Here is a 20,007-nt window from a genome sequence, read left to right on the forward strand (position 1 = left end):
ATCGACCTCAACTCGGCGCTGGAGGCCGCGGGCATCCACGCCTGGAGACCGACCTGGCCGAGCTGATCGTGCAGCTCGGCGACGCCTGCCCAGCCACATCCTGGTCCCGGCGATCCACCGCAACCGCGCGGAGATCCGGGAGATCTTCCTGCGCGAGATGGGCCGCGCCGGACGCGCCGCGCCCGCGGACCTGACCGACGAGCCGAAGCGCCTCGCCGCCGCCGCCCGGGAGCACCTGCGGGAGAAGTTCCTGCGGGCGAAGGTGGCGGTGTCGGGGGCGAACTTCGCCGTCGCCGAGACCGGGACGCTCACCGTCGTCGAGTCCGAGGGCAACGGCCGGATGTGCCTGACCCTGCCCGAGGTGCTGGTGTCGGTGGTCGGGATCGAGAAGGTCCTGCCCACCTTCCAGGACCTGGACGTGATGCTGCAGCTGCTCCCCCGGTCCTCGACCGGCGAGCGGATGAACCCCTACACCTCCACCTGGACCGGGGTCACTCCCGGCGACGGGCCGCAGGAGGTGCACGTGGTGCTGCTGGACAACGGCCGTACCGACGTGCTCGCCGACCCGACCGGGCGGCAGGCGCTGCGCTGCATCCGCTGCTCGGCCTGCCTGAACGTGTGCCCGGTCTACGAGCGCACCGGCGGGCACGCCTACGGCTCGGTCTACCCGGGCCCGATCGGCGCGATCCTCACCCCGCAGCTGCGCGGGGTGGGCAGCGACCCGCAGACCGACTCGCTGCCCTACGCCTCCAGCCTGTGCGGGGCGTGCTTCGAGGTCTGCCCGGTCCGCATCGACATCCCCGAGGTGCTGGTGCACCTGCGCGCCGAGGTCGTCGACGCGCACCAGCGGGCGAGCCGGGTGCCCTCGGTGCAGGACGTCGCGATGCGGGCGGCGTCGTGGACGCTGTCCTCGGCGACCCGGACCGGCGCGGCGGAGAAGGCGGCCGGGTTCGGTGGTCGGCTGGTCTCGCGGCTGGGACGCACCACCCCCGGCGGGCGGACCGTGCTGGGCGCGGTCCCCGGTCCGGCGAGCCCGTGGGCGGACTCGCGCGGACGTCCGGTGCCGGCGGAGGAGTCGTTCCGGGAGTGGTGGAAGCGGACGGACGGCGGACGGAGCCGGACCATCAACACCGACGGCGGTCGGAGCCGGACCATCGACACCGACGGCGGCCGGGACGGGGGCGGGGCATGAGCGCGCGTGAGGCGATCCTGGTGAAGGCCCGGCGGGCCCTGTCCGACGTCCCCGACGTCGAGCCGGTGCTCGACGTCGAGGTGGTCCGCCCGGTTCCCGACCGGTCACTGTCGCACGCGCAGGTCGTGGACCTGTTCGACGAGCGGGTCGCGGACTACCGCGCCGTCGTCGAGCGGGCGGGCCCGGACACCGCGGCGGCGCGGGTCGCCGGCGCGCTGGCGGGCCGGACCCCGCTCGCGGGCTCCGGCCCGCTGCGGATCCTGGTGCCACCGGGCTTCCCGGCCGGGCTGGTTCCCGCCGACGTCGAGGTCGTCACCGACGGGCCGGGCGTCGCGGTGGCCGAGCTGGACCGGTGCGACGGCGTGCTGTCGACGGCCGCCATCGGCATCGCCGAGACCGGCACGATCATCCTCGACCACGGACCGGGCCAGGGCCGCCGCGCCGCGACCCTGGTCCCCGACCTGCACGTCTGCGTGATCCGCGCGCGACCAGATCGTGGCCGGGGTGCCGGAGGCGGTGGCGGCGCTGGACCCGGTGCGGCCGCACACCTGGATCAGCGGGCCGAGCGCGACCAGCGACATCGAACTGGACCGGGTCGAGGGCGTGCACGGGCCGCGGACACTGCACGTGGTGATCGTCGGGGACTGACACCTCGTCGGGTCCACCGGCCAGGTGGCCCGGCGTCGGGGTGGGGATCCGGAAACGTGATCGTGACACCGGAAGGGCTATCGCGGCCGTCCGGACGGCCGTACGGTCGCCGGCAATGTATACAACGGTTCGACTCGCGGTGGTGCTGCTCGGTGCCCTGCTGCTGACCGGCTGCATCGCCGTGCAGCCGGTGCTGCCGGCACCCCCGCGTCCGGTGGTCCCCGGCGTGGCCGTCTCCCCCGGTACCCCGGTCCGCGACGGCGGTGACCTGGTCATGGGGCTGTCCAGCGAACCCGACCGCCTGGACCCGACCACGTCGTCGTCGCTCTACACGCGCTACGTCATGAGCTCGATCTGCGAGAAGCTCTACGACATCGACGCCGAGGGCACGGTGCTCCCCCAGCTCGCGACCGCGCTGCCGACGGTCAGCGCCGACGGCCGGTCGGTGGAGATCACCGTGCGGGACGGGGTCCGGTTCGCCGACGGCACCCCGCTCGACGCCGCCGCGGTCGTCACCACGCTGCGCCGCCACCTCACGCTGCCGGACTCGAGCCGCCGGGCCGAGCTCGGCCCCGTCGCGGGCATCGACGCGACCGGACCCCGCACGGTGCGGATCCGCCACCAGCGACCGTTCGCGCCGCTGACGGCGTCGTTGGCCGACCGCGCGGGCATGATCATGTCCCCGACCGCGCTGGCCCGGCCCGGCGTCGAGTTCTCCGCCGACCCGGTCTGCGTCGGACCGTTCCGCTTCGCCGAGCGCATCCCGCAGACCTCGATCACCGTCGTGCGGGACCCGCTCTACTACGCCGCCGACGAGGTCCACCTGGACTCGATCACCTACCGGATCATGAACGACGCCAACATCCGGGCGGCGAACCTGCGCAGCGGGGACGTCGACGTGGCCGACACGATCTCCCCGCAGGACGTCGACGCGCTGTCCCGCGAGACCGACGTGAGTGTCCTGCAGATCCCCTCGCTCGGCTACCAGGCGATGACGGTCAACGTCGGCAACACCGCCGGCACCGGGAACCCGCCGGGGCGCATCGACACCCCGCTGGCGCGCGACCCGCGCGTGCGACGGGCGCTCGCCCTGTCGGTGGACCGGACCGTGCTGGTCAACGCGGTGTTCAACAACTGGTACGAGCCCGCCTGCTCGCCGATCCCGCCGGGGAGCACCTACGCGAGCCCGGCGAGCGACGCCTGCCCGCCCTACGACCCGGAGGAGTCCCGCAGGCTGTTGGCCGGTGCCGGGGCCCCGGTGCCGTACCCGGTGACGATGAAGGTCTCCAACTCCCCGGACACGCTGCGGCTGGCCCAGGCGCTGCAGGCCGCGGTCGCCCAGGGCGGGTTCGCGATCACCGTGGAGCCGGTCGAGTACTCCACGCTGCTCGACGTCCAGGACCGTGGCGACTTCGACCTGCTGCAGCTGGGCTGGTCGGGCCGGGTGGACCCGCACGGCAACATCGCCTCGTTCCTCACCACCGGGGCGGGCAGCAACTACTCCGGCTACTCCGACGCAGGCGTCGACGAGCTGATCCGCCGGGCCGCGGCGACGATCGACCCGGCCGCCCGGGCGGCCCTCTACGGACAGGTCGTGGAACGGGTGCAGCGCGACAACCCGATCATCTACCTGTACCGCCTGCGGAACCTCACGGCGCACTCCGCGGACGTCGTCGGCGTGCAGACCTTCGCCGACGGCGTCGTGCGGCTGAGCCGGGCCGCGTTCGTCGACGGCGAGGTGGGCTGACGCTGCGCTACCTGGCGGTGCGGGCCGGGCAGGGCCTGGTCACCCTGCTGCTGGCCTCGGTGGTCGTGTTCGCCGGCGTCCGGGCGCTGCCCGGCGACCCGGCGCTGGCGCTGGCCGGGGAGGAGGCGACACCGGAGACCGTCGCCGCGATCCGCGACCGGCTCGGCCTGGACGGGTCGCTGGTCGAGCAGTACCTGCGGTTCCTGGGCAGCGCGCTGACCGGGGACCTGGGCGAGTCGACCCGGACCGGGACGCCGGTGACCGAGCTGATCGCCGCGACACTGCCGGTCACGGCGTGGCTGTCGCTGTACGCGATCGTCGTCGCCGTCGCCGCCGGGATGGCCGCCGGGACGCTGGCCGCGGTGTACCGCGGACGCGGGGTGGACGCGGCCGTCAGCGGGCTGTCGCTGGTCTCGCTGTCGGTGCCGAACTTCTGGCTCGGACTGTTGGCGATCCTCTACCTCGCGGTCGGGCTCGGGCTGTTCCCCGCCTCGGGCTACGTCGCCGTCACCGAGGACCCGCTGCGCGCGCTGTGGCACCTCACCCTGCCCGCGCTGATCCTCGGGACGGGGCTCGCCGCCATCGTGATGCGCCAGACCCGTGCGTCCATGGTGGACACCCTGACCGCCGACTTCGTGCGTACCGCGCGGGCGAAGGGAGTGTCCCGTGGCGCCGTGGTGCTGCGGCACGCCCTGCGCAACAGCCTGCTCGTGGTCCTGACGATCGTCGGCCTGCAGCTGGGCGGGCTCGTGTCCGGCGCCGTCGTCACCGAGCGGATCTTCGGGCTGCCCGGCTTCGGGAAGCTCACGCTCGACTCGGTCTTCACCCGGGACTACCCGGTGATCCAGGGAGTGGTGCTCGTCGTGACGCTCGCCTACATCGTCATCAACCTGGCGGTCGACGTCCTCTACTCGGTCGTGGACCCGCGGGTCCGGGTCGAGGGGAGGTCGCGATGACCGCCGTCGAACCCGTCGGGCCCCAGCCGACCGCGCCGTCCGGCGGCCGGGTGCTCGCCGCGTTCCTGCGGAGCCGCTCCGGGCTCGTCGGCGGGGTGCTGCTCGTCCTGGTCGTGCTGGCCGCGCTGCTCGCCCCGGTCCTCGCGCCCCACTCCCCCGGCGCGGTGCACTTCGAGACCCCGTTCCAGCTGCCGCGCACCGTCGGGTTCCCGCTGGGCACCGACGACCTGGGCCGCGACGTGCTGTCCCGGATCCTGTACGGCACCCGGGCGTCGTTGCAGGTGGGACTGCTCGCCGTCGCGCTGGCCGTGCTGGTGGGCACGCCGCTGGGGCTCGCCGCCGGATGGTGGCGGGCGGCCGACGTCGTGGTGTCGCGGCTGACCGACCTGACCCTGGCGTTCCCGTTCCTGATCGTCGCGGTGGGACTGGCCGCGATCCACGGCGCGAGCCTGAGCGGCGCGGCGATCGCGCTCGGTGTGGCGCAGGTGCCGACGATGATCCGCGTCGTGCGCGCGGAGACGCTGCGGCTGCGGGAACGGGAGTTCGTGCTGGCGGCGAAGACGATGAACGCCTCGGGACCGCGGGTGCTGCTGACCCACGTCCTGCCCAACGCGGCGTCCTCGGTCATCGTGCAGGCGACCGTGATCATGCCGGTGGCGGTGATCGGCGAGGCGCTGCTGTCGTTCCTCGGCCTCGGGATCCAGCCACCGGACCCGAGCCTGGGCATCATGCTGTCCGACGCCCAGCAGTACCTCTACCGGGCTCCGTGGTCGGCGGTGTTCCCCGGTCTGGCGATCCTGCTGATCTGCCTGGCGTTCAACCTCGTCGGCGACGCGCTGCGCGACGCCCTGTCCCCGGGGGCACGACAGTGAGCGCGCTGCTGGAGCTGCGCGGTCTGCGGGTGGGGTACGCCGACTCCCGCGGCACCGTCACCGACGTGCTGCACGGGGTCGACCTCGCGGTCGGCCGCGGGGAGAAGGTCGCCGTCGTCGGCGGGTCTGGGTCCGGGAAGTCGACCGCCGCGGCGGCCGCGCTCGGCCTGCTGCCGGGGACCGGGCGGGTGACCGGCGGGCGGATCCTCTTCGACGGCGAGGACCTCACCACCGCCGGGGAGGCCCGGCTGCGGGCATTGCGCGGGGCGCGGATCGGTCTCGTCCCGCAGGACCCCATGTCCAACCTGAACCCGGTGCACCGGGTCGGGGCGCAGATCGCCGAGGCCCTGACCACCCACCGGCTGGCGCGCGGCCGGGCGGCGCGGGACCGGGCCGTGGAGCTGATGGCCGAGGCCGGGATCCCGGACCCCGCGCGCCGGGCGCGGCAGTACCCGCACGAGTTCTCGGGAGGCATGCGGCAGCGGGTGCTGATCGCGATGGCGCTCGCCGCGGAGCCGGACCTGCTGCTGGCCGACGAGCCGACCTCGGCCCTCGACGTCACGGTGCAGCGGCGGATCCTCGACCACCTCGCCGGGCTGACCGACGCCCGCGGCACGGCAATGCTGCTCATCACCCACGACCTCGCGCTGGCCGCCGAGCGCGCCGACCGGGTGGTGGTCATGCACGAGGGCCACGTCGTCGAGACCGGGCCGGCCGAGCGCATCCTGACCCGGCCCGACGACGACTACACCCGCCGTCTGGTCGCCGCCGCACCCGCGATCGGCGGCGGGACCCGCGCCGCCGATCCACCCGCGCCGCCGCGACCGGTGCTCGAGGTGACCGGCCTGGTCCGCGAGTTCCGGGTGCGCGGCTCACGTGAACGGGTCCGCGCCGTCGACGACGTGTCGTTCACCGTCGACGCCGGCACCACCACCGCCCTCGTCGGGGAGTCCGGGGCGGGCAAGACGACGACCGCGCGGATCGTCCTCGGGCTGGACCGGCCGACGGCGGGCACCGGGACCGTGGCGGGTACCGATCCGTTCCGCTCGTCACGACGGGACCGGGCGATGGTGCGCCGCACCATGCAGCCGGTGTTCCAGGACCCCTACGGCTCGCTGGACCCCACGTCCACGGTCGCCCGGATCGTCGACGAGCCCTTGCGGGTGCTGCGGATCGGGGACACCGCGTCGCGGCGCGACCGGGTCGCCGAGCTCCTGGACCAGGTGGCCCTGCCGTCGGGAGTGGCAGCACGTCGCCCGGACGAGCTGTCCGGCGGCCAGCGGCAGCGGGTCGCGATCGCCAGGGCGCTGGCCGCCCGGCCGCAGCTGGTCGTGTGCGACGAGGCCGTCTCCGCCCTGGACGTGCTGGTGCAGGAGCAGATCCTGGAGTTGCTGACCGGCCTGCAACGCGACCTGGGGGTCTCGTTGCTGTTCATCACCCACGATCTCGCGGTCGTGCGCCAGGTCGCCCACCGCGGCGTGGTGCTGCGCGCGGGCGCCGCGGTCGAGCAGGGCCCGACCGCACGCGTGGTCGACACCCCCGCGCAGGACTACACCCGCGAGCTGCTCGCCGCGATCCCCGGGCGCGACGTCGGCGCCACCCCCTGACGACCGGACGGGGACGTGCGTCCACACTGCACCGGCGGCGAGGAGGTGGGTCCGGGTGGACGGGCAGGACGGCGGTAACCGGTACGGCTCGGCCGACGGCAAGGCGCGGCGGGTGCTCGCGGCGCTGCGGGCGGACATCGTGACCGGGGTGCTCGCCCAGGGCGAGCGGCTGACCGAGGCCCGGCTGTGCGAGCGCTACCGGGTCTCGCGCGTCCCGGTGCGCGAGGCGCTGCGCACGCTCGCCGTCCAGGGTTTCGTCGAGGTCCGTCCGAATCAGGGTGCCACCGTCGCCACGATCGACGATGCCGACGCCGAGGACCTGTTCGCCGTGCGCGGCACCATCGAGGAGATCGCCGCGGCCCGCTGCGCGGCGCGGGTGGCCGGGGGCGAGGACGCGGTGGTGGACCTGCTGGGGCTGCTCGTCGCCGAGGGCGAGGCCGAGCTGGCGTCCGGCCGGACGGAACGGCTGCCGGAGCTCAACACGCGCTTCCACCTCGCCATCGCCGAGCACAGCGGGTCGGCGTCGCTCCCGTCGCTGCTGCGGCACGTCTCCGACCGGATCGAATGGATCTACGCGATGGGGGTGTCCGTGGCCGGTCCGCGGTCGTGGGCCGAGCACCGGGCCATCCTCGCGGCGATCGCGGCGGGTGATCCGGCGTCGGCGGGGGCCCTGGCCCGGGCACACGTCGAACGCGCCGAGCGCCATCACCGCGGGGTGGGCTGAGCGGGTCGTCGAGCCGTCGGCCTCCCCGGCACCGGACAGTGCCGATCGGCCTCGCCGGCGTGGGCCGGCGTGCGGACCTGCCGCGGACCGTCGGGCCGGGCTGAGGGTCAGTGTTCGTGGGTCCAGGTGTCCGGGGCAGGGTCCAGGTCGACGCCGAGGACGGTGGTGAGCCGGGCGACGGTGAGGTAGTGCCCGACCAGGACGATGACGGTGACCAGGTCGCGGTCGTCGAGGGTCCGGCGTACGGCGGCGAGGACGTCGTCGGGGATCGGGAGGCCGGGGACGAGCAGGTCGACCAGGTCGAGCAGGCGGGCGAACCCGGTGGGCAGCACCGACCGGTCGGCCCCCGCGGTGGTCTCGATGACGGCGATCTGCTCGTCCGACCAGTGCTGACGCGCCTGGTCCAGGTGCTGCCACCGCTCGTAGGCACTTCCGGTGAGGGCGGCGACGCGCAGGATGACCCCTTCGCGCCAGGCGGGCGCCAGCGCGGAGGCGCGCAGGGCGTTGGCCGTCTCCGGCAGGGCCTCGGACAGCCGGGAGTCCATGAGGGTCAGGGTCCGGGTGAGGTTCGAGGGGAACCGTTCGTACTGGGCGCGGTGACGGGGGTCCATGTCGGCGGGCTCGGGCAGCGGGATGCGGGCCATCGCGGGTTCCTCAGGCGACCTGGTCGAGGAACCCGACCAGGTGGCGGGTGACGGTGTCGGGCTTCTCCAACGGTGCGAGGTGGGCGGCGGCGGGCACCACGCGCAGCCGGGCGTCCGGGATGGTGTCGCGCAGCTGCCGGGCCGCGGGGACCGGCGAGCTGGAGTCGTGCTCCCCGACCACGACCATCGTCGGGCACGCGATCCGGGGGAGGTCGGCCGCGAGCTCGAAGCCGGCGATCATCTCCCACATCGCGGCGTGCACCTGCGGGTCCTGGGCGAGCAGCGTGCGGGTGGCGCGCTCGACCACGTCCGGGCGCCGGGCGCGGGTGTCGGCGGTGAACCAGTGCCCGAACAGTCCCTCCAGCACCGCCGTCATGCCCTGCGTACGCGCCTGCGCGGCCCGGGCCCGCATCGCCGCGCGGCCGGCGTCGGAGAACGAGGCCGCGGTGTCGATCAACGTCAGCGAGGCCGTGACGCCCGGGTCCGCGACGGCGGTGGCCTGGGCGAGCATCCCGCCCAGTGACAGCCCGACCAGATGGACCCGGTCGGCCTCCAGATTCGCCAGCACTCGGCGCACGAACCCGACCGCGCGATCGAGCTGCCAGTCGCCGGGGTCGCCGGTGGTCCGCCCGTGGCCGGGCAGGTCGACCGCGACGACGTCCCGGTCGGGCGCCAGGGCCGCGATCTGACGATCCCAGTAGGTCAGGTCCAGCCCGGCAGAGTGCAGGAGGACCACCGGGGTGCCGCCGCGGGGGCCGGTGCGGACCAGGTTGACGGTCCGCGTCGAGAAGGTGCTGTCGTCCACGACGACGACTGTCACCTGCGGACACCGATCACGTCCAACGATAGGTTTTCCTGAGACCTATTCATCGAGGCTTATTCAGGCTCCGTCAGGTAAGTGCGTAGAAGATGAGTCCGATGACTGCCGAGATCGTCGTTTTAAATGTGGCGTAGGGTCGGCGGTAGTCTGTGTGGAGAACTTTCCACGACTTGATATGGGCGATGACTCGCTCGATGGTGGCGCGTGTGCGGTTGAGGCTCTTGTTGAATGTTTTCTGCCAGTCGAGAAGTTCCCGGCCGGGTTGTTTTTTGAACGGGGTGAGCATGCCGCGCCCGATGTAGCCTTTATCGCCGATCGGTGGGTATGTGGCGAGGTGGTCGAGGGCGCCGGATTGGTCGAGGCAATGTAGGTCGTGTCGGGAGCCTGGGGTCGGGTCGGAGATCCACGACAGCTGCCCTTCCAGGGTGGCTGCGACCTGGACGACGACGCCGGTGGTGCGATGCTTGCCCGACCACAGACCTGGTACGGCGGTCCATGACCAGCAGGGCAGCAGGGTTCCGTCGATGATGTACTGCCGATCGGCACGAAGCTCCTCCGCAGTCGGAACTACACTCCGCAGCGCCTGCGCCAGCAACGGTGTCACCCCCGCGATCGCTCGACTGACCGTCGACTGCGACACCCCGTAGGTTTCCGCCAACTCCCACTGCACACGATTCCCGCGCAGATACGCCAACGTGATCACCACCGACCAGAACAATCCCAGAATCGGCGGCCAAGGCCGTCGCAGGCCAGTCGCGTTCCGCTGATCCTGCTCATGCACCAGAGCGGCAAGATCCTGAATCTCATCACGCCGAAAGCCAGTGGTATAGTACATACTGCGACAGCCCATTCATCTCGGATTGATTCGACAAACCAATCTTCGCGATGGACGGGCTGTCGCCCAACCCGACACGCCGGGCTAGATCGTTATTTCACGGGCCCTGAATAAGCCTCATCGGATTCATGGATCGGGGAGCGCCGTGGAGCTGCGCCAGCTCGAGATCTTCCTTGCGGTCGCCGACACCGGGAGCTTCACCGCCGCCGCCGAGTCCGTGCACCTCGTGCAGTCGGCGGTCTCGGTCGCGGTCCGGGCGCTCGAACGTGACCTGGGCGCGGTGCTGTTCGAGCGGACCACCCGCCGGGTCGCGCTCACCGACGCGGGCGCGGCCCTGGTCGCGCCCGCCCGCACCACGCTGGCCGCGGCCGCCTCCGCCCGCGACGCCGTCGAGGAGGTGACCGGGGGGATCCGCGGCACCGTCGCCGTCGGGATCATGCACGCCCTGCCCGGTGTCGACCTGGCGGCGCTGCTCCAGCGGTTCCATCAGCAGTGGCCCCGGGTGACGATCCGCCTCGGCACCGCACCCGACGGGACCGTCGGGCTCGTGCGTGGTGTGCGCGAGCACCGCCTCGACCTCGCCCTCGCCGCGGTCGATCCCACGGCGTGCCCACCGGCGATCGAGGCGCACGAGCTGTTCCGGGAACCGATCCGGCTCGCCTGCCCGCCCGGGCACCGGCTCTCCGGTCGTGAGCGTGTGTCCCTCACCGAGCTCCGCGGCGAGTCGTTCATCGATGTCCCTCCCGGCTGGGGCAGCAGGGAGAGCGTCGACCGGGTCCTCGCCGCCCACGGTGTCGCACGCGAGGTGGTCATCGAGGTGGGAGACGTCGCCACCGTCGCCGAACTGGTCCGCGCGAGGCTCGGGCTGGCGCTGATCGCGCCGTCCTCGGCGCCCGAGCCGGTCCGCCGTCGGCTCGTCGACCTCTCACCGCATCCCGAGTTCGTCGTCTCCCTCATCACCGCACGCGACCGGCCCCCGTCCGCCGCCGCCACCCGGCTGATCCGTCTGGTCCGGCACGCCGCCGGGGAGGCCGGCAGCCCGCCTGCCACGCCGTGACCGGGTCGGGACGACCTCCCACGAGCTCACACCCCGTCGTCGCCGAGCGTCCGCACCACCACGGTCGCGATGTCCTCCGCCGAGCGCGACGCCGGGCCCGCGGGGAGCACCAGGTGGCTGACCGTGAGCCGGGCGGCGGTCTCCGCGGCGAGTCGCACGTCGTGCTCGCGGGCCCCGGGCCGGACCCGGCGCAGGTATCCGGCGGACCGCTCGGCCGCGGCCGCGATGATCGGGCCGGAGTCGGTGCCGAACGCGGACGGGACCGCCGCGTCGCCGCTGAGCAGGGCCTTGAGCAGCGGGTTCTCGGCCCCCTCGGTGAGCGCGGCGCCGACGGCGGCGACCCAGGCCGCGTGCAGGTCGGTCTCGCCGTCGAGGGCGGCCTCGATCCGGTCGAGGAACCGGTCGGTGGCCCGCAGCACCAGGGCGGCGGCGAGCCCGTCGCGGTCGCCGAACTCGCTGTAGAGGGTCTGCCGGCTGACCCCGACCCGGCGGGCGAGCTCGGGCATCGACGGGCGTTCCCCCGCGACCGCGAGGCGTTCGGCGACGTCGAGCACCTCGCCGCGCAGCTCGTCGCGGGCTCGCCGCGCCATCGTCCGCCGCTCGCTCATGGCCGACATCATCGCACGGCCCGTCCATCATCTGGACAGTTTCGTCAGAAGTGTCTAACTTCGGCCGGGACACCGCCGTCGACGTCCGAGGAGCAAGCCCGTGAAGCTGGTGCAGCAGGCGCGTGAGCGCTGGTCGTCCGTCCTCACCCTGCCCGCGCCCGAGGCGGTCGACCGGTCGCTGCTGAGCGGTGCGGTGCGCGGCCGGCGCCCCGCGGCGTTCGGCCCGGCACCCGAGGGGCTGCGCGAGGTGCCCGGCGACGACGGGCTCCCCGTTCTCGGTCACGCCCTGACCTACGTCCGGTTCGGGCACCGGTTCACCCGCGCCCGCTCCGAGGCACTCGGCCCGGTCTGGTGGATGCGCACCCCCAACGGCCGGGCGATCGTCGTGACCGGCCCGGCCGCGACCCGGGAGGTGCTCACCAACCGGGACAAGGCGTTCTCCCAGGAGGGGTGGCGCGCGACGGTCGACGCGTTCTTCCACCGCGGGCTGATGCTGCTGGACTTCGACGAGCACCGCGCGCACCGGCGGATCATGCAGGAGGCGTTCACCGCGGACCGGATCTCCCGCTACGTCGCCGCGACCACCCCGGTCGTGCGCGAGGTGCTGCCGACCTGGCCGGAGCGGCTGCGGCTCTACCCGGCGCTCAAGCGGCTCACCCTGGACGTGGCGCAGGCGGTGTTCATGGACGCCCGCTCGGGTCCCGAGGCGGAGGCGGTGAACCGGGCGTTCGTCGACTGCGTCCGGGCGGCGAACTCCTTCGTCCGCAAGGACCTGCCCGGGACCCGCTGGCGGCGCGGGCTGCGCGGACGGGTCGTGCTGGAGAACTGGTTCCGGGAGAACCTGGCGGCCAAGCGCGCGGGCGAGGGGACCGACCTGTTCTCGGCGCTGTGCCACGCCCGCACCGACGACGGCGAGGCGTTCTCCGACGACGACGTCGTCAACCACATGATCTTCCTGATGATGGCCGCCCACGACACCTCCACCACCACCACGGCCTCGGCGGCGCACCACCTCGCCCGCAACCCGGTCTGGCAGGAACGCTGCCGCGCCGAGTCCGACGCGCTCGCCGAGCGGATCGGGGACCGCGTCCCGACCGTGGCCGAGCTGCGCGAGCTGACGTCGCTGGACCTGGTGATCCGGGAGGCGCTGCGGCTCGACGCACCGGTCCCGGTGGTCATGCGGACGGCGGTGAAGGACACCGCGGTGGCCGGGCACCACGTCCCGGCCGGGACGCGGGTCGTCGTCGCGCAGGCGGTGAACCACTACGACCGCTCCTGCTGGACCGACCCGGAGCGCTTCGACCCCGAGCGGTTCGGGCCCGACCGGCGCGAGGACCGCTCCGACCGCGACGCGTGGATCCCGTTCGGCGGCGGCGTGCACAAGTGCATCGGACTGCACTTCGGGACCCTCGAGGTCACCGCCATCCTGCACGAGATGCTGCGCCGGTACCGGTGGGCCGTCGAGCCGTCCTACCGGTTGCGCTGGGACAACACCTCGCTGCCGGTGCCGGTGGGCGGGATCCCGGTGCGGCTCACCCCGCGCTGACGGCCCACTCGTCGCGGGCGATCCGCACGGCCAGCTCCAGCAGCGCGACGGCCGCGGCGTGCAGCCGCTCCCCCACCGCGCGGTCCGCCTCGCCCGCGGCGACCCGTGCCCAGGTGCCCTCCAGCACGACGCCCAGCTTGAACGCGGCCAGCCCCGCGTACCAGGTGATGTCGGTGGTGTCGCGGCCGCCCGCGTCGGTGTAGGCGGCGACGAGCTCGGCCCGGGTGGGGAGACCGCCGTGCCCGGCGAGCTCGGTCCCCGCGCCGAACCCGACCGGGTCGACCGGCCAGGTGACCAGCAGCCAGCCGAGGTCGAGCAGCGGGTCGCCGACGGTGCACATCTCCCAGTCGACGAGTGCGGCCACCCGCGACCGGGTGCGGTCCAGCAGCACGTTGTTCAGGTGCAGGTCCCCGTGTGCGACGCCCGGTTCCGGCTCGGGCGGGCGGTGACGGGTCAGCCAGTCCGCGGCGACGGCCACGTCGGGCAGGTCGCCGGGGTCGTAGCCGGGCACCTCGGAGTAGGACGCGAGCTGCGCGGTCCAGCGCGGCACCTGCCGTTCCAGGAACGGACCGGGGCGGCGCAGCCCGTCCAGCCCGACCGCGGCCGGGTCGAGGCGGCCGAGCCGGGCCGCGGCCCGGGCCACGTCGAGCACCGCGCCGTGCCGCAGCGCCGGGGTCGCGGCCTGCTCGGGCGAGACCCGCTCGCCGGGGTTGACGCCGTCCACGTCGGTCATCAGGTAGAACGGCCTGCCGAGCACATCGGTGTCGGTGCAGGCGGCGACGAGCTCCGGGTGCGGCACGTCGGTGCCGCGCAGCGCGCCGAGCACGGTGATCTCGCGGGCGATGGTGCGCGCCGATTCCGGTCGCGGGTGCACCGGCGACGAGCGCAGGACCAGCGGTCTGCCGTCGACCACGGTGCGCAGCACCACGTTCTGGGTGCCGCCGCCGACCGGTTCCAGCTCGCCGGACCACTCGCCGAACCCCTGTCCGCGCAGCCACGCCGCGAGCGCGGTCCGGTCGACCACACCCGACGGGTCCGCGGGGCTCACGTCGACCACGCCATGCCGCCGTCGACCTTGATCGTGGCGCCGGTGGTGTACCCGGCGTCCGGGCCGGTCAGGTACAGGATCGCGCCGACGACCTCGGCCGCCTCCCCGACCCGTCCGGCGGGCACGGTGCCGGCGACGTGCGCACGGAACTCCTCGGTCCAGTGCTCGGCGATGTCGGTCCGGACCGGACCGGGCATCACCGTGTTGACCCGCACCGACGGCGCGTACGCGCGGGCCAGCCCGACGGTCAGCGCGTTGAGCCCGGCCTTGGCCAGCGCGTAGGGCAGCTCCCCGGGGCCGGGCATGACCGCCGCGACCGAGGAGACGTTCACGATCGCGCCGCCGCCCGCCGCGGCCATGAGCTCCCCGCAGCGGGCACCGAGCCGGTAGGCGCCGCGCAGGTTCACCGCGAGGACCTTGTCGAACAGCTCCTCGGTGACCTCGGTGAGCGACCCGTAGAGCGGGGACATGCCGGCGTTGTTCACGAGCACGTCGACCCGGCCGTACTCGGCGAGCACCCGGTCCACCAGGTCGTCGCAGTCCGCCCAGCGGCCCACGTGGCAGCCGACGCCGAGCGCCGGCACGCCGTGCCGCGCGGTCAGCTCCGCGGCCAGTGCGGTGCACGCCTCGGCCCGTCGGCTGGCGACGACGACCGTGTCCCCGCGGGCCCGCGTACGCCGCGCAGGCCGCCCGTCCGATCCCCCGGCTCCCGCCGGTGACGACGACGACCCGGCCACCCTCCGTCCTGCCGCTCATGTCAGGACGCCCCGGAGCTCCCGGCGTTCCACTCCCGGTCCTTGCGGTCCTCGGACTCGGTGCGCTCCCTGGCGATCTCCAGCGCGCGGGCCGCGGTGGCCCGGTCCGGGTACGGGCCGAGCCGGTCGGCGGACCGGCAGCCGTCGGCGGTCTCCACGGTGCCGTGCTTGAGGCAGTAGAACCATTGCTCGTCGCTCATGGGACCACCCTGGCACCGATCCGCCCCGCCTGTCTCCCGCCGCGCCGCGCCGACGATGGCAGGCTGGGGCCCATGGCACTGGTGCTCGGGGTGGACTCGTCCACCCAGTCCTGCAAGGTCGTCGTCCGCGACGCCGACACCGGCGAGCTCGTCCGGTCCGGGCGCGCCGCGCACCCGGACGGCACGGAGATCGCGCCCCGGCTCTGGTGGGAGGCGCTGCAGGCCGCGATCGACGACGCGGGCGGCCTCGACGGCGTCGCCGCGGTGTCGGTCGCGGGCCAGCAGCACGGCATGGTCTGCCTCGACGAGCGCGGCGAGGTCGTGCGCGACGCGCTGCTGTGGAACGACACCCGCTCGGCGGCGGCCGCCCGCGAGCTCGTCGAGGAGTTCGGCGCGCAGCAGTGGGCGGAGACGACCGGCGTCGTCCCGGTCGCCTCGATCACCCTGGCCAAGCTGCGCTGGCTCGCCGGCCACGAGCCCGAGAACGCCGCCCGGACCGCGGCGGTGTGCCTGCCCCACGACTGGCTGACCTGGCGGCTCCGCGGTGGCGCGTCCCCGGCGGCGCGGGGCTCGACGAGCTGGTCACCGACCGGTCCGACGCCTCGGGCACCGGCTGGTTCGACGGCGTCGACTACCGCCCCGAACTGCTCGAACGGTTCTTCGGGTCGACACCGACGCTGCCGCGGCTGCTCGGCCCGGCCGAGTCCGTCGACGGGCCGGGCGGGATCCGGGTCGCCGCCGGGGCGGGCGACAACGCGGCCGCCGGGCTGGGGGTCGACGCCGGTGGGGACGTGTCGTCTCGCTGGGCACCTCCGGCACGGTGTTCGCCCGCTCGGAGCGCCGCGCCCAGGACCCGTCCGGGATCGTGGCCGGGTTCTCCGACGCCACCGGCGCCTACCTCCCGCTGGTGTGCACGCTCAACGCCTCCCGGGTGCTGGATGCGACCCGGCGGTTCCTCGGGGTGGACCACGACGAGCTGGGCCGCCTGGCGCTCGCCGCCGACCGGGCGCGGGCGGGCTGGTCGTGGTGCCCTACCTGGAGGGCGCGGACCCCGCCTGCGACCGGTGCCCGAACGCTGTGCCCGAAGCTGGCGACGCGGCCGCGCGGCACCGGCCCGACGCGCGTCGGAGCGCTGCACGGCTGGACGCTGGCGTCGGACCGGGAGAACCTGGCCCGGGCCGCGATCGAGGGCATGCTGTCCGCGCAGCGGGTCGGGCTGGAGGCGCTGCGCGAGCAGGGCGTCACCGTGTCCGGGGTGACGCTGGTCGGCGGGGCGGCCCGCTCCGAGGCGGTCTGCCGGATCGCCGCGCAGGTGTTCGAGGTGCCGGTCCGGGTGCCCGAACCCGGTGAGTACGTGGCCGACGGCGCCGCCCGGCAGGCCGCGTGGTCGCTGCACGGCGGGGCGACCCCGCCGTCGTGGAGCGCCGGGGCGGAACCGGCGCGCTACGAGGCCGAGCCCGCTCCGGCGGCGTGGGAGCGCTACCGCGAGGCGGCGGGGGCGTTCCTGGACCGGGTCGCGGCATGACCACCGAGGGCCCGAAGCGGCTCCTGGTCCTCGGCAAGATCACCGACATCCTGGACGCGTTCACCCTGCAGCGCCCGGTGCTCGGGCTGGGCGAGATCCAGCAGGCGACCGGCATCCCGACCTCGACGGTGCAGCGCCTGGTGTCCAACATGGTCGCCGAGGGGCTGCTGGACCGGGTCGGGGACCGGGTCCGGATCGGGATCCGGATGGCCTACTGGGCCGGAGCCGCGGCCCGCGGGGTCGACCTGCTCGAGCTCGCCGGGCCACTGCTGCGCGAGCTGCGCGACACCACCGGGGAGACGGCGGCGCTGTTCCGGGCCGAGGGCGGGCACCGGGTGTGCGTCGCCGTCGCCGAGACCCGGCACGCGCTGCGCCGGGAGATGCACGTCGGGCGGATCGTGCCGCTGCACACCGGCTCGGCCGGACGGGTGCTGCTGGCCTGGGCCCCCGAGCTGGCCGAGCAGGTGCTCGCCGGTCCCCTGGAGCCCCTCACCGACCACACGGTGACCAGCCCGCAGCGGCTGCGCGAGCTGCTCGCCGACACCCGTCGCGACGGGTTCGCGATCACCGTCGCCGAGCGCGACGACGGCGGCTCCGGGCTCTCCGCCCCCGTCTTCGACCACGCCGGCGAGGTCGCGGCGGCGCTCACGATCAGCGGACCGACCATCCGGTTCGGCCGCTCGGAGTGCGAGAAGTGCGTGGACCTGCTGGTCGGGGCCGCGGAGCGGCTCACCCGGACCCTCGGCGGGCGCCCGCCGGGCTGACCCGGCGCGCGCCGGAGGCTCAGCCGCGGGGCCCCGCCGTCCAGGGGAACGCCGTGGCGTTCGAGCGGACGCCGCGCGCGGTCGCCGAGCGCATCGGCTCCCCCAGCTCGGCGAGCAGGTCCTCCGACCACGTCACGAGCCCGGCCAGCACGGCGGGGGTCAGCCAGTCCGGGCGCAGCGCGAACAGCAGGTCCTCGCTGGCGGTGTTGCCACTGGCCCCGGGCGCGAACGGGCAGCCACCGAGGCCGCCCAGCGCGCCGTCGAGGACGGTCGCGCCGTGCTGCACGGCGGCGAGGGCGTTCGCGACGCCCTGGCCCCAGGTGTCGTGGCCGTGGAAGGCGACGCGGCGGCCGTCGGCGACCGCCGCGACGCGCCCGACCAGCGACCCGACCTCGGCCGGGTTCGCTTGCCCGAGCGTGTCGCAGACGACGACGTCGCAGGAGCCCGCGGGTGCGCGGGTCGGCGACGATCCCGAGCACCCGGTCCGGGTCGACGGGCCCGTCGAACGGGCAGGTGAACGCCGTCGCCAGGCACAGCTGGATGCGTCCGCCCGCGGCGCGCGCGTACTCGACGGCCTGCGGCATCGCGTCGAGGGAGACGGCGGTGTCGCGGCCGACGTTGGCGTTGTTGTGCGCGTCGGACACGGAGAAGCAGTACTGGACGTTGCGCGCACCGGCCGCCACCGCCCTCTGCACGTGCCGCGGCGTCGCCACCCACACCCAGCAGCGCTCCAGCTCCTCCGGCGTGAGCGCGGCGACGACGTCGAGGGTGTCGGCCAGCGGCGGCACCAGGTCACCGCGGGCCAGCGACCCGATCTCCAGCTCCGGCACGCCCGCACCGAGCAGCGCGCGGACCAGCTCGACCTTGCGGTCGGTGGGCAGCGGCTTGCCGGTGAGCTGCAGCCCGTCGCGCAGCGTGACGTCCCGCAGGACGATCCCGTCGGTGCTCATGCGTCCTCCCCCGATGCGGCCCGGATCGTGTCCGGGGTGTACCCGAGCAGACCCCCGAGCACGTCGTGTGTGTCGGCGCCCAGGTCGGGCCCGACCGAGCGGACCGGGACCGAGCGGTCGCCCAGCACCGGCACGATGCCGGGGAACCCGACGCGGGCGGGCTCGTCACCGCCGGTGTCGACGTCGAAGTACTGGACCATGTCGCGGGCGCGGAACTGCTCGTCGGCGACGATGTCGGCGGCGGAGTGGATCGGCCCGGCCGGGACCCCGGCCTCCTCCAGCTTCGCGAGGACCTCGTCGCGGGGCAGCGAGCGGGTCCAGGCCTCGATGGCGCCGTCGAGCTCGTCGCGGCGCGCCCAGCGGCCGGCGTTGGTGGCCAGCTCCGGGTCCGTCCCGAGGTCGGCGCGGCCGATGACGGTCATGAGCCGGCCGAAGATGGAGTCGCCGTTGCCGGCGACGACGACGCTGCCGCCGCAGGCGCAGACGTAGGCGTTGGACGGGGCGATGCCCTCCATCCGCCCGCCGACCCGACGCCGCTCGACGCCGTAGGCGAGGTGGTCGGGGACGAGCGACTCCATCATCGAGAACACGGCCTCGTTGAGCGCGACGTCCATGCAGCGCCGGTCCAGGCCGGGCCGGTCGGCGCGGCTCTCGCGCTGGTAGAGGCCCATCATCGCGGAGAACGCACCGTAGAGCCCGGCGATCGAGTCCCCGATCGACACCCCCGTCCGCGACGGCGGCCGGTCGGCCTCCCCGACCAGCGCGCGCAGCCCGCCCATCGCCTCGGCGACGGCGGCGAACCCCGGCCGCGACGACAGCGGTCCGGTCTGCCCGAACGCGGAGATCCGCACGAGCACGACGTCGGGGTTGACGGCGTCGAGCTCGGCCGGGCCCAGTCCCCAGCGCTCCAGCGTGCCGGGCCGGAAGTTCTCCAGCACCACGTCGGAGCGGGCGGCCAGGTCCAGTACCGCCTGCTTCCCCGCGGCCGAGCGCATGTCGAGGGTGACCGAGCGCTTGTTGCGGTTCAGCGTCCGGTACAGCATCGAGGTGTCCCCGGCGTAGAGCCGCCAGTTGCGGACCTCGTCGCCCGTCCCGGGGCGCTCGACCTTGATCACCTCGGCGCCGAAGTCGGCGAGCAGGCGACCGGCGGTGGGGGCGGCGATGTAGTTGCCGAGCTCGAGCACCCGGACCCCGGACAGCGGAAGTTGCGACACGACTCTCCCTAGACGACGAGCGACAGCGGCAGGATCACGATGATCGCCACGACCGAGGCGATCGAGACCCCGACCGAGCAGGTCTTGAGCGTCCCCCGCACGGACTGCCCGAGCAGCGACTGCAGCAGCCAGAACGTGTTCGACGTGACGTGCACGGCGAACAACGCGCCGGCTCCGGCCGCGAGCGCGATCAACACGGGGGCCAGGCCGATCACCGGGGCGACCGGGCGAGCACGCCGGCCGCGGTGATCGCCGAGATCGTCACCGACCCGATCGCGACGTGCAGCACGGCGGC

General features: G+C 74.3%; 17 protein-coding genes and 6 pseudogenes. 12 read left to right on the forward strand and 11 right to left on the reverse strand.

The window, feature by feature from the left end; translation table 11 throughout:
• The 7 genes and pseudogenes from KPL57_RS17785 to KPL57_RS69850 form a co-directional block, all read left to right on the forward strand.
• Window positions 1–1,192: pseudogene (locus KPL57_RS17785) on the forward strand (lactate utilization protein B); the annotation flags it as partial.
• Window positions 1,189–1,840: pseudogene (locus KPL57_RS17790) on the forward strand (lactate utilization protein C). The pseudogenes KPL57_RS17785 and KPL57_RS17790, both read left to right, overlap by 4 nt.
• Before the next feature lie 115 nt (window positions 1,841–1,955).
• Window positions 1,956–3,587 carry an ABC transporter substrate-binding protein gene (locus KPL57_RS17795; RefSeq protein ID WP_226352468.1) on the forward strand — a complete coding sequence of 544 codons (1,632 nt, stop codon included), beginning with the start codon at window positions 1,956–1,958 and terminating at the stop codon, window positions 3,585–3,587.
• A gap of 2 nt (window positions 3,588–3,589) precedes the next feature.
• Window positions 3,590–4,543 carry an ABC transporter permease gene (locus tag KPL57_RS17800; protein WP_255677660.1) on the forward strand — a complete coding sequence of 318 codons (954 nt, stop codon included), beginning with the start codon at window positions 3,590–3,592 and terminating at the stop codon, window positions 4,541–4,543.
• The gene (locus KPL57_RS17805; RefSeq protein ID WP_149664376.1) at window positions 4,540–5,415 is read left to right on the forward strand and encodes an ABC transporter permease; all 876 of its coding nucleotides are present in this window, start codon (window positions 4,540–4,542) and stop codon (window positions 5,413–5,415) included. The genes KPL57_RS17800 and KPL57_RS17805 overlap by 4 nt, the downstream gene beginning before the upstream one ends.
• A complete protein-coding gene (locus KPL57_RS17810; RefSeq protein ID WP_226352470.1) occupies window positions 5,412–7,022 on the forward strand; it encodes an ABC transporter ATP-binding protein in 1,611 nt (536 codons plus the stop codon). Before KPL57_RS17805 ends, KPL57_RS17810 begins: the two co-directional genes overlap by 4 nt.
• A gap of 55 nt (window positions 7,023–7,077) precedes the next feature.
• Window positions 7,078–7,746: a GntR family transcriptional regulator gene (locus KPL57_RS69850; protein WP_020627892.1), complete on the forward strand. Its 669-nt coding sequence runs from the start codon at window positions 7,078–7,080 to the stop codon at window positions 7,744–7,746.
• 107 nt (window positions 7,747–7,853) lie between these two features.
• On the opposite strand, the gene KPL57_RS17820 is transcribed toward KPL57_RS69850, so the two are convergent.
• The 3 genes from KPL57_RS17820 to KPL57_RS17830 all read right to left on the reverse strand — a co-directional run bounded on the left by KPL57_RS17820 (window position 7,854) and on the right by KPL57_RS17830 (window position 10,045).
• Window positions 7,854–8,390, reverse strand: coding sequence for a carboxymuconolactone decarboxylase family protein (locus KPL57_RS17820; RefSeq protein ID WP_226352471.1), 537 nt, complete (start codon window positions 8,388–8,390; stop codon window positions 7,854–7,856).
• Between the two features lie 10 nt (window positions 8,391–8,400).
• Window positions 8,401–9,195 carry an alpha/beta fold hydrolase gene (locus KPL57_RS17825; protein WP_226352472.1) on the reverse strand — a complete coding sequence of 265 codons (795 nt, stop codon included), beginning with the start codon at window positions 9,193–9,195 and terminating at the stop codon, window positions 8,401–8,403.
• A gap of 85 nt (window positions 9,196–9,280) precedes the next feature.
• Window positions 9,281–10,045, reverse strand: a complete 765-nt coding sequence (locus tag KPL57_RS17830; protein WP_226350834.1) for a transposase family protein — start codon at window positions 10,043–10,045, stop codon at window positions 9,281–9,283.
• Window positions 10,046–10,190: 145 nt separating this feature from the next.
• Here KPL57_RS17830 and KPL57_RS17835 point away from each other — a divergent pair, with 145 nt between their 5' ends.
• Window positions 10,191–11,102, forward strand: a complete 912-nt coding sequence (locus tag KPL57_RS17835) for a LysR family transcriptional regulator (RefSeq protein WP_226352473.1) — start codon at window positions 10,191–10,193, stop codon at window positions 11,100–11,102.
• A 26-nt stretch (window positions 11,103–11,128) separates the two neighbouring features.
• Here the strand turns inward: KPL57_RS17835 and KPL57_RS17840 are convergent, their stop codons facing one another.
• Window positions 11,129–11,710: a TetR family transcriptional regulator gene (locus KPL57_RS17840; protein WP_158071502.1), complete on the reverse strand. Its 582-nt coding sequence runs from the start codon at window positions 11,708–11,710 to the stop codon at window positions 11,129–11,131.
• 100 nt (window positions 11,711–11,810) lie between these two features.
• Here KPL57_RS17840 and KPL57_RS17845 point away from each other — a divergent pair, with 100 nt between their 5' ends.
• A complete protein-coding gene (locus tag KPL57_RS17845) occupies window positions 11,811–13,256 on the forward strand; it encodes a cytochrome P450 (protein WP_226352474.1) in 1,446 nt (481 codons plus the stop codon).
• Here KPL57_RS17845 and KPL57_RS17850 read toward each other — a convergent pair.
• The 3 genes from KPL57_RS17850 to KPL57_RS17860 are packed head-to-tail and all read right to left on the reverse strand — an operon-like array spanning window position 13,243 to window position 15,259.
• On the reverse strand, window positions 13,243–14,304 hold the full coding sequence (locus KPL57_RS17850) for a phosphotransferase family protein (RefSeq protein WP_226352475.1): 1,062 nt from the start codon (window positions 14,302–14,304) through the stop codon (window positions 13,243–13,245). The genes KPL57_RS17845 and KPL57_RS17850 overlap by 14 nt on opposite strands.
• Entirely contained in the window at window positions 14,301–15,041 is a 741-nt protein-coding gene (locus KPL57_RS17855) for an SDR family NAD(P)-dependent oxidoreductase (RefSeq protein WP_226352476.1), read from the reverse strand. Before KPL57_RS17855 ends, KPL57_RS17850 begins: the two co-directional genes overlap by 4 nt.
• Window positions 15,042–15,061: 20 nt before the next feature.
• Entirely contained in the window at window positions 15,062–15,259 is a 198-nt protein-coding gene (locus KPL57_RS17860) for a hypothetical protein (protein WP_020627900.1), read from the reverse strand.
• A gap of 72 nt (window positions 15,260–15,331) precedes the next feature.
• Here KPL57_RS17860 and KPL57_RS17865 point away from each other — a divergent pair.
• The 3 genes and pseudogenes from KPL57_RS17865 to KPL57_RS17875 all read left to right on the forward strand — a co-directional run.
• Window positions 15,332–15,745: pseudogene (locus KPL57_RS17865) on the forward strand (FGGY family carbohydrate kinase); the annotation flags it as partial.
• Window positions 15,746–16,079: 334 nt separating this feature from the next.
• Window positions 16,080–16,784, forward strand: a complete 705-nt coding sequence (locus KPL57_RS17870) for an FGGY-family carbohydrate kinase (protein ID WP_308252914.1) — start codon at window positions 16,080–16,082, stop codon at window positions 16,782–16,784.
• On the forward strand, window positions 16,781–17,548 hold the full coding sequence (locus KPL57_RS17875; protein WP_020627902.1) for an IclR family transcriptional regulator: 768 nt from the start codon (window positions 16,781–16,783) through the stop codon (window positions 17,546–17,548). The genes KPL57_RS17870 and KPL57_RS17875 overlap by 4 nt, the downstream gene beginning before the upstream one ends.
• Before the next feature lie 19 nt (window positions 17,549–17,567).
• Here the strand turns inward: KPL57_RS17875 and KPL57_RS72265 are convergent.
• From KPL57_RS72265 to KPL57_RS17890, 4 genes and pseudogenes are all read right to left on the reverse strand, one after another.
• Window positions 17,568–17,936 (reverse strand): annotated as a pseudogene (locus tag KPL57_RS72265) (hydroxymethylglutaryl-CoA lyase); the annotation flags it as partial.
• Between the two features lie 148 nt (window positions 17,937–18,084).
• Window positions 18,085–18,498: pseudogene (locus tag KPL57_RS66715) on the reverse strand (hydroxymethylglutaryl-CoA lyase); the annotation flags it as partial.
• Window positions 18,495–19,712, reverse strand: coding sequence for a CaiB/BaiF CoA-transferase family protein (locus tag KPL57_RS17885; RefSeq protein ID WP_226352478.1), 1,218 nt, complete (start codon window positions 19,710–19,712; stop codon window positions 18,495–18,497). The gene KPL57_RS17885 and the pseudogene KPL57_RS66715, both read right to left, overlap by 4 nt.
• Before the next feature lie 8 nt (window positions 19,713–19,720).
• A pseudogene (locus KPL57_RS17890) lies at window positions 19,721–20,007 on the reverse strand (GntP family permease); the annotation flags it as partial.

The organism is Pseudonocardia sp. ICBG601, assembly GCF_020496245.1.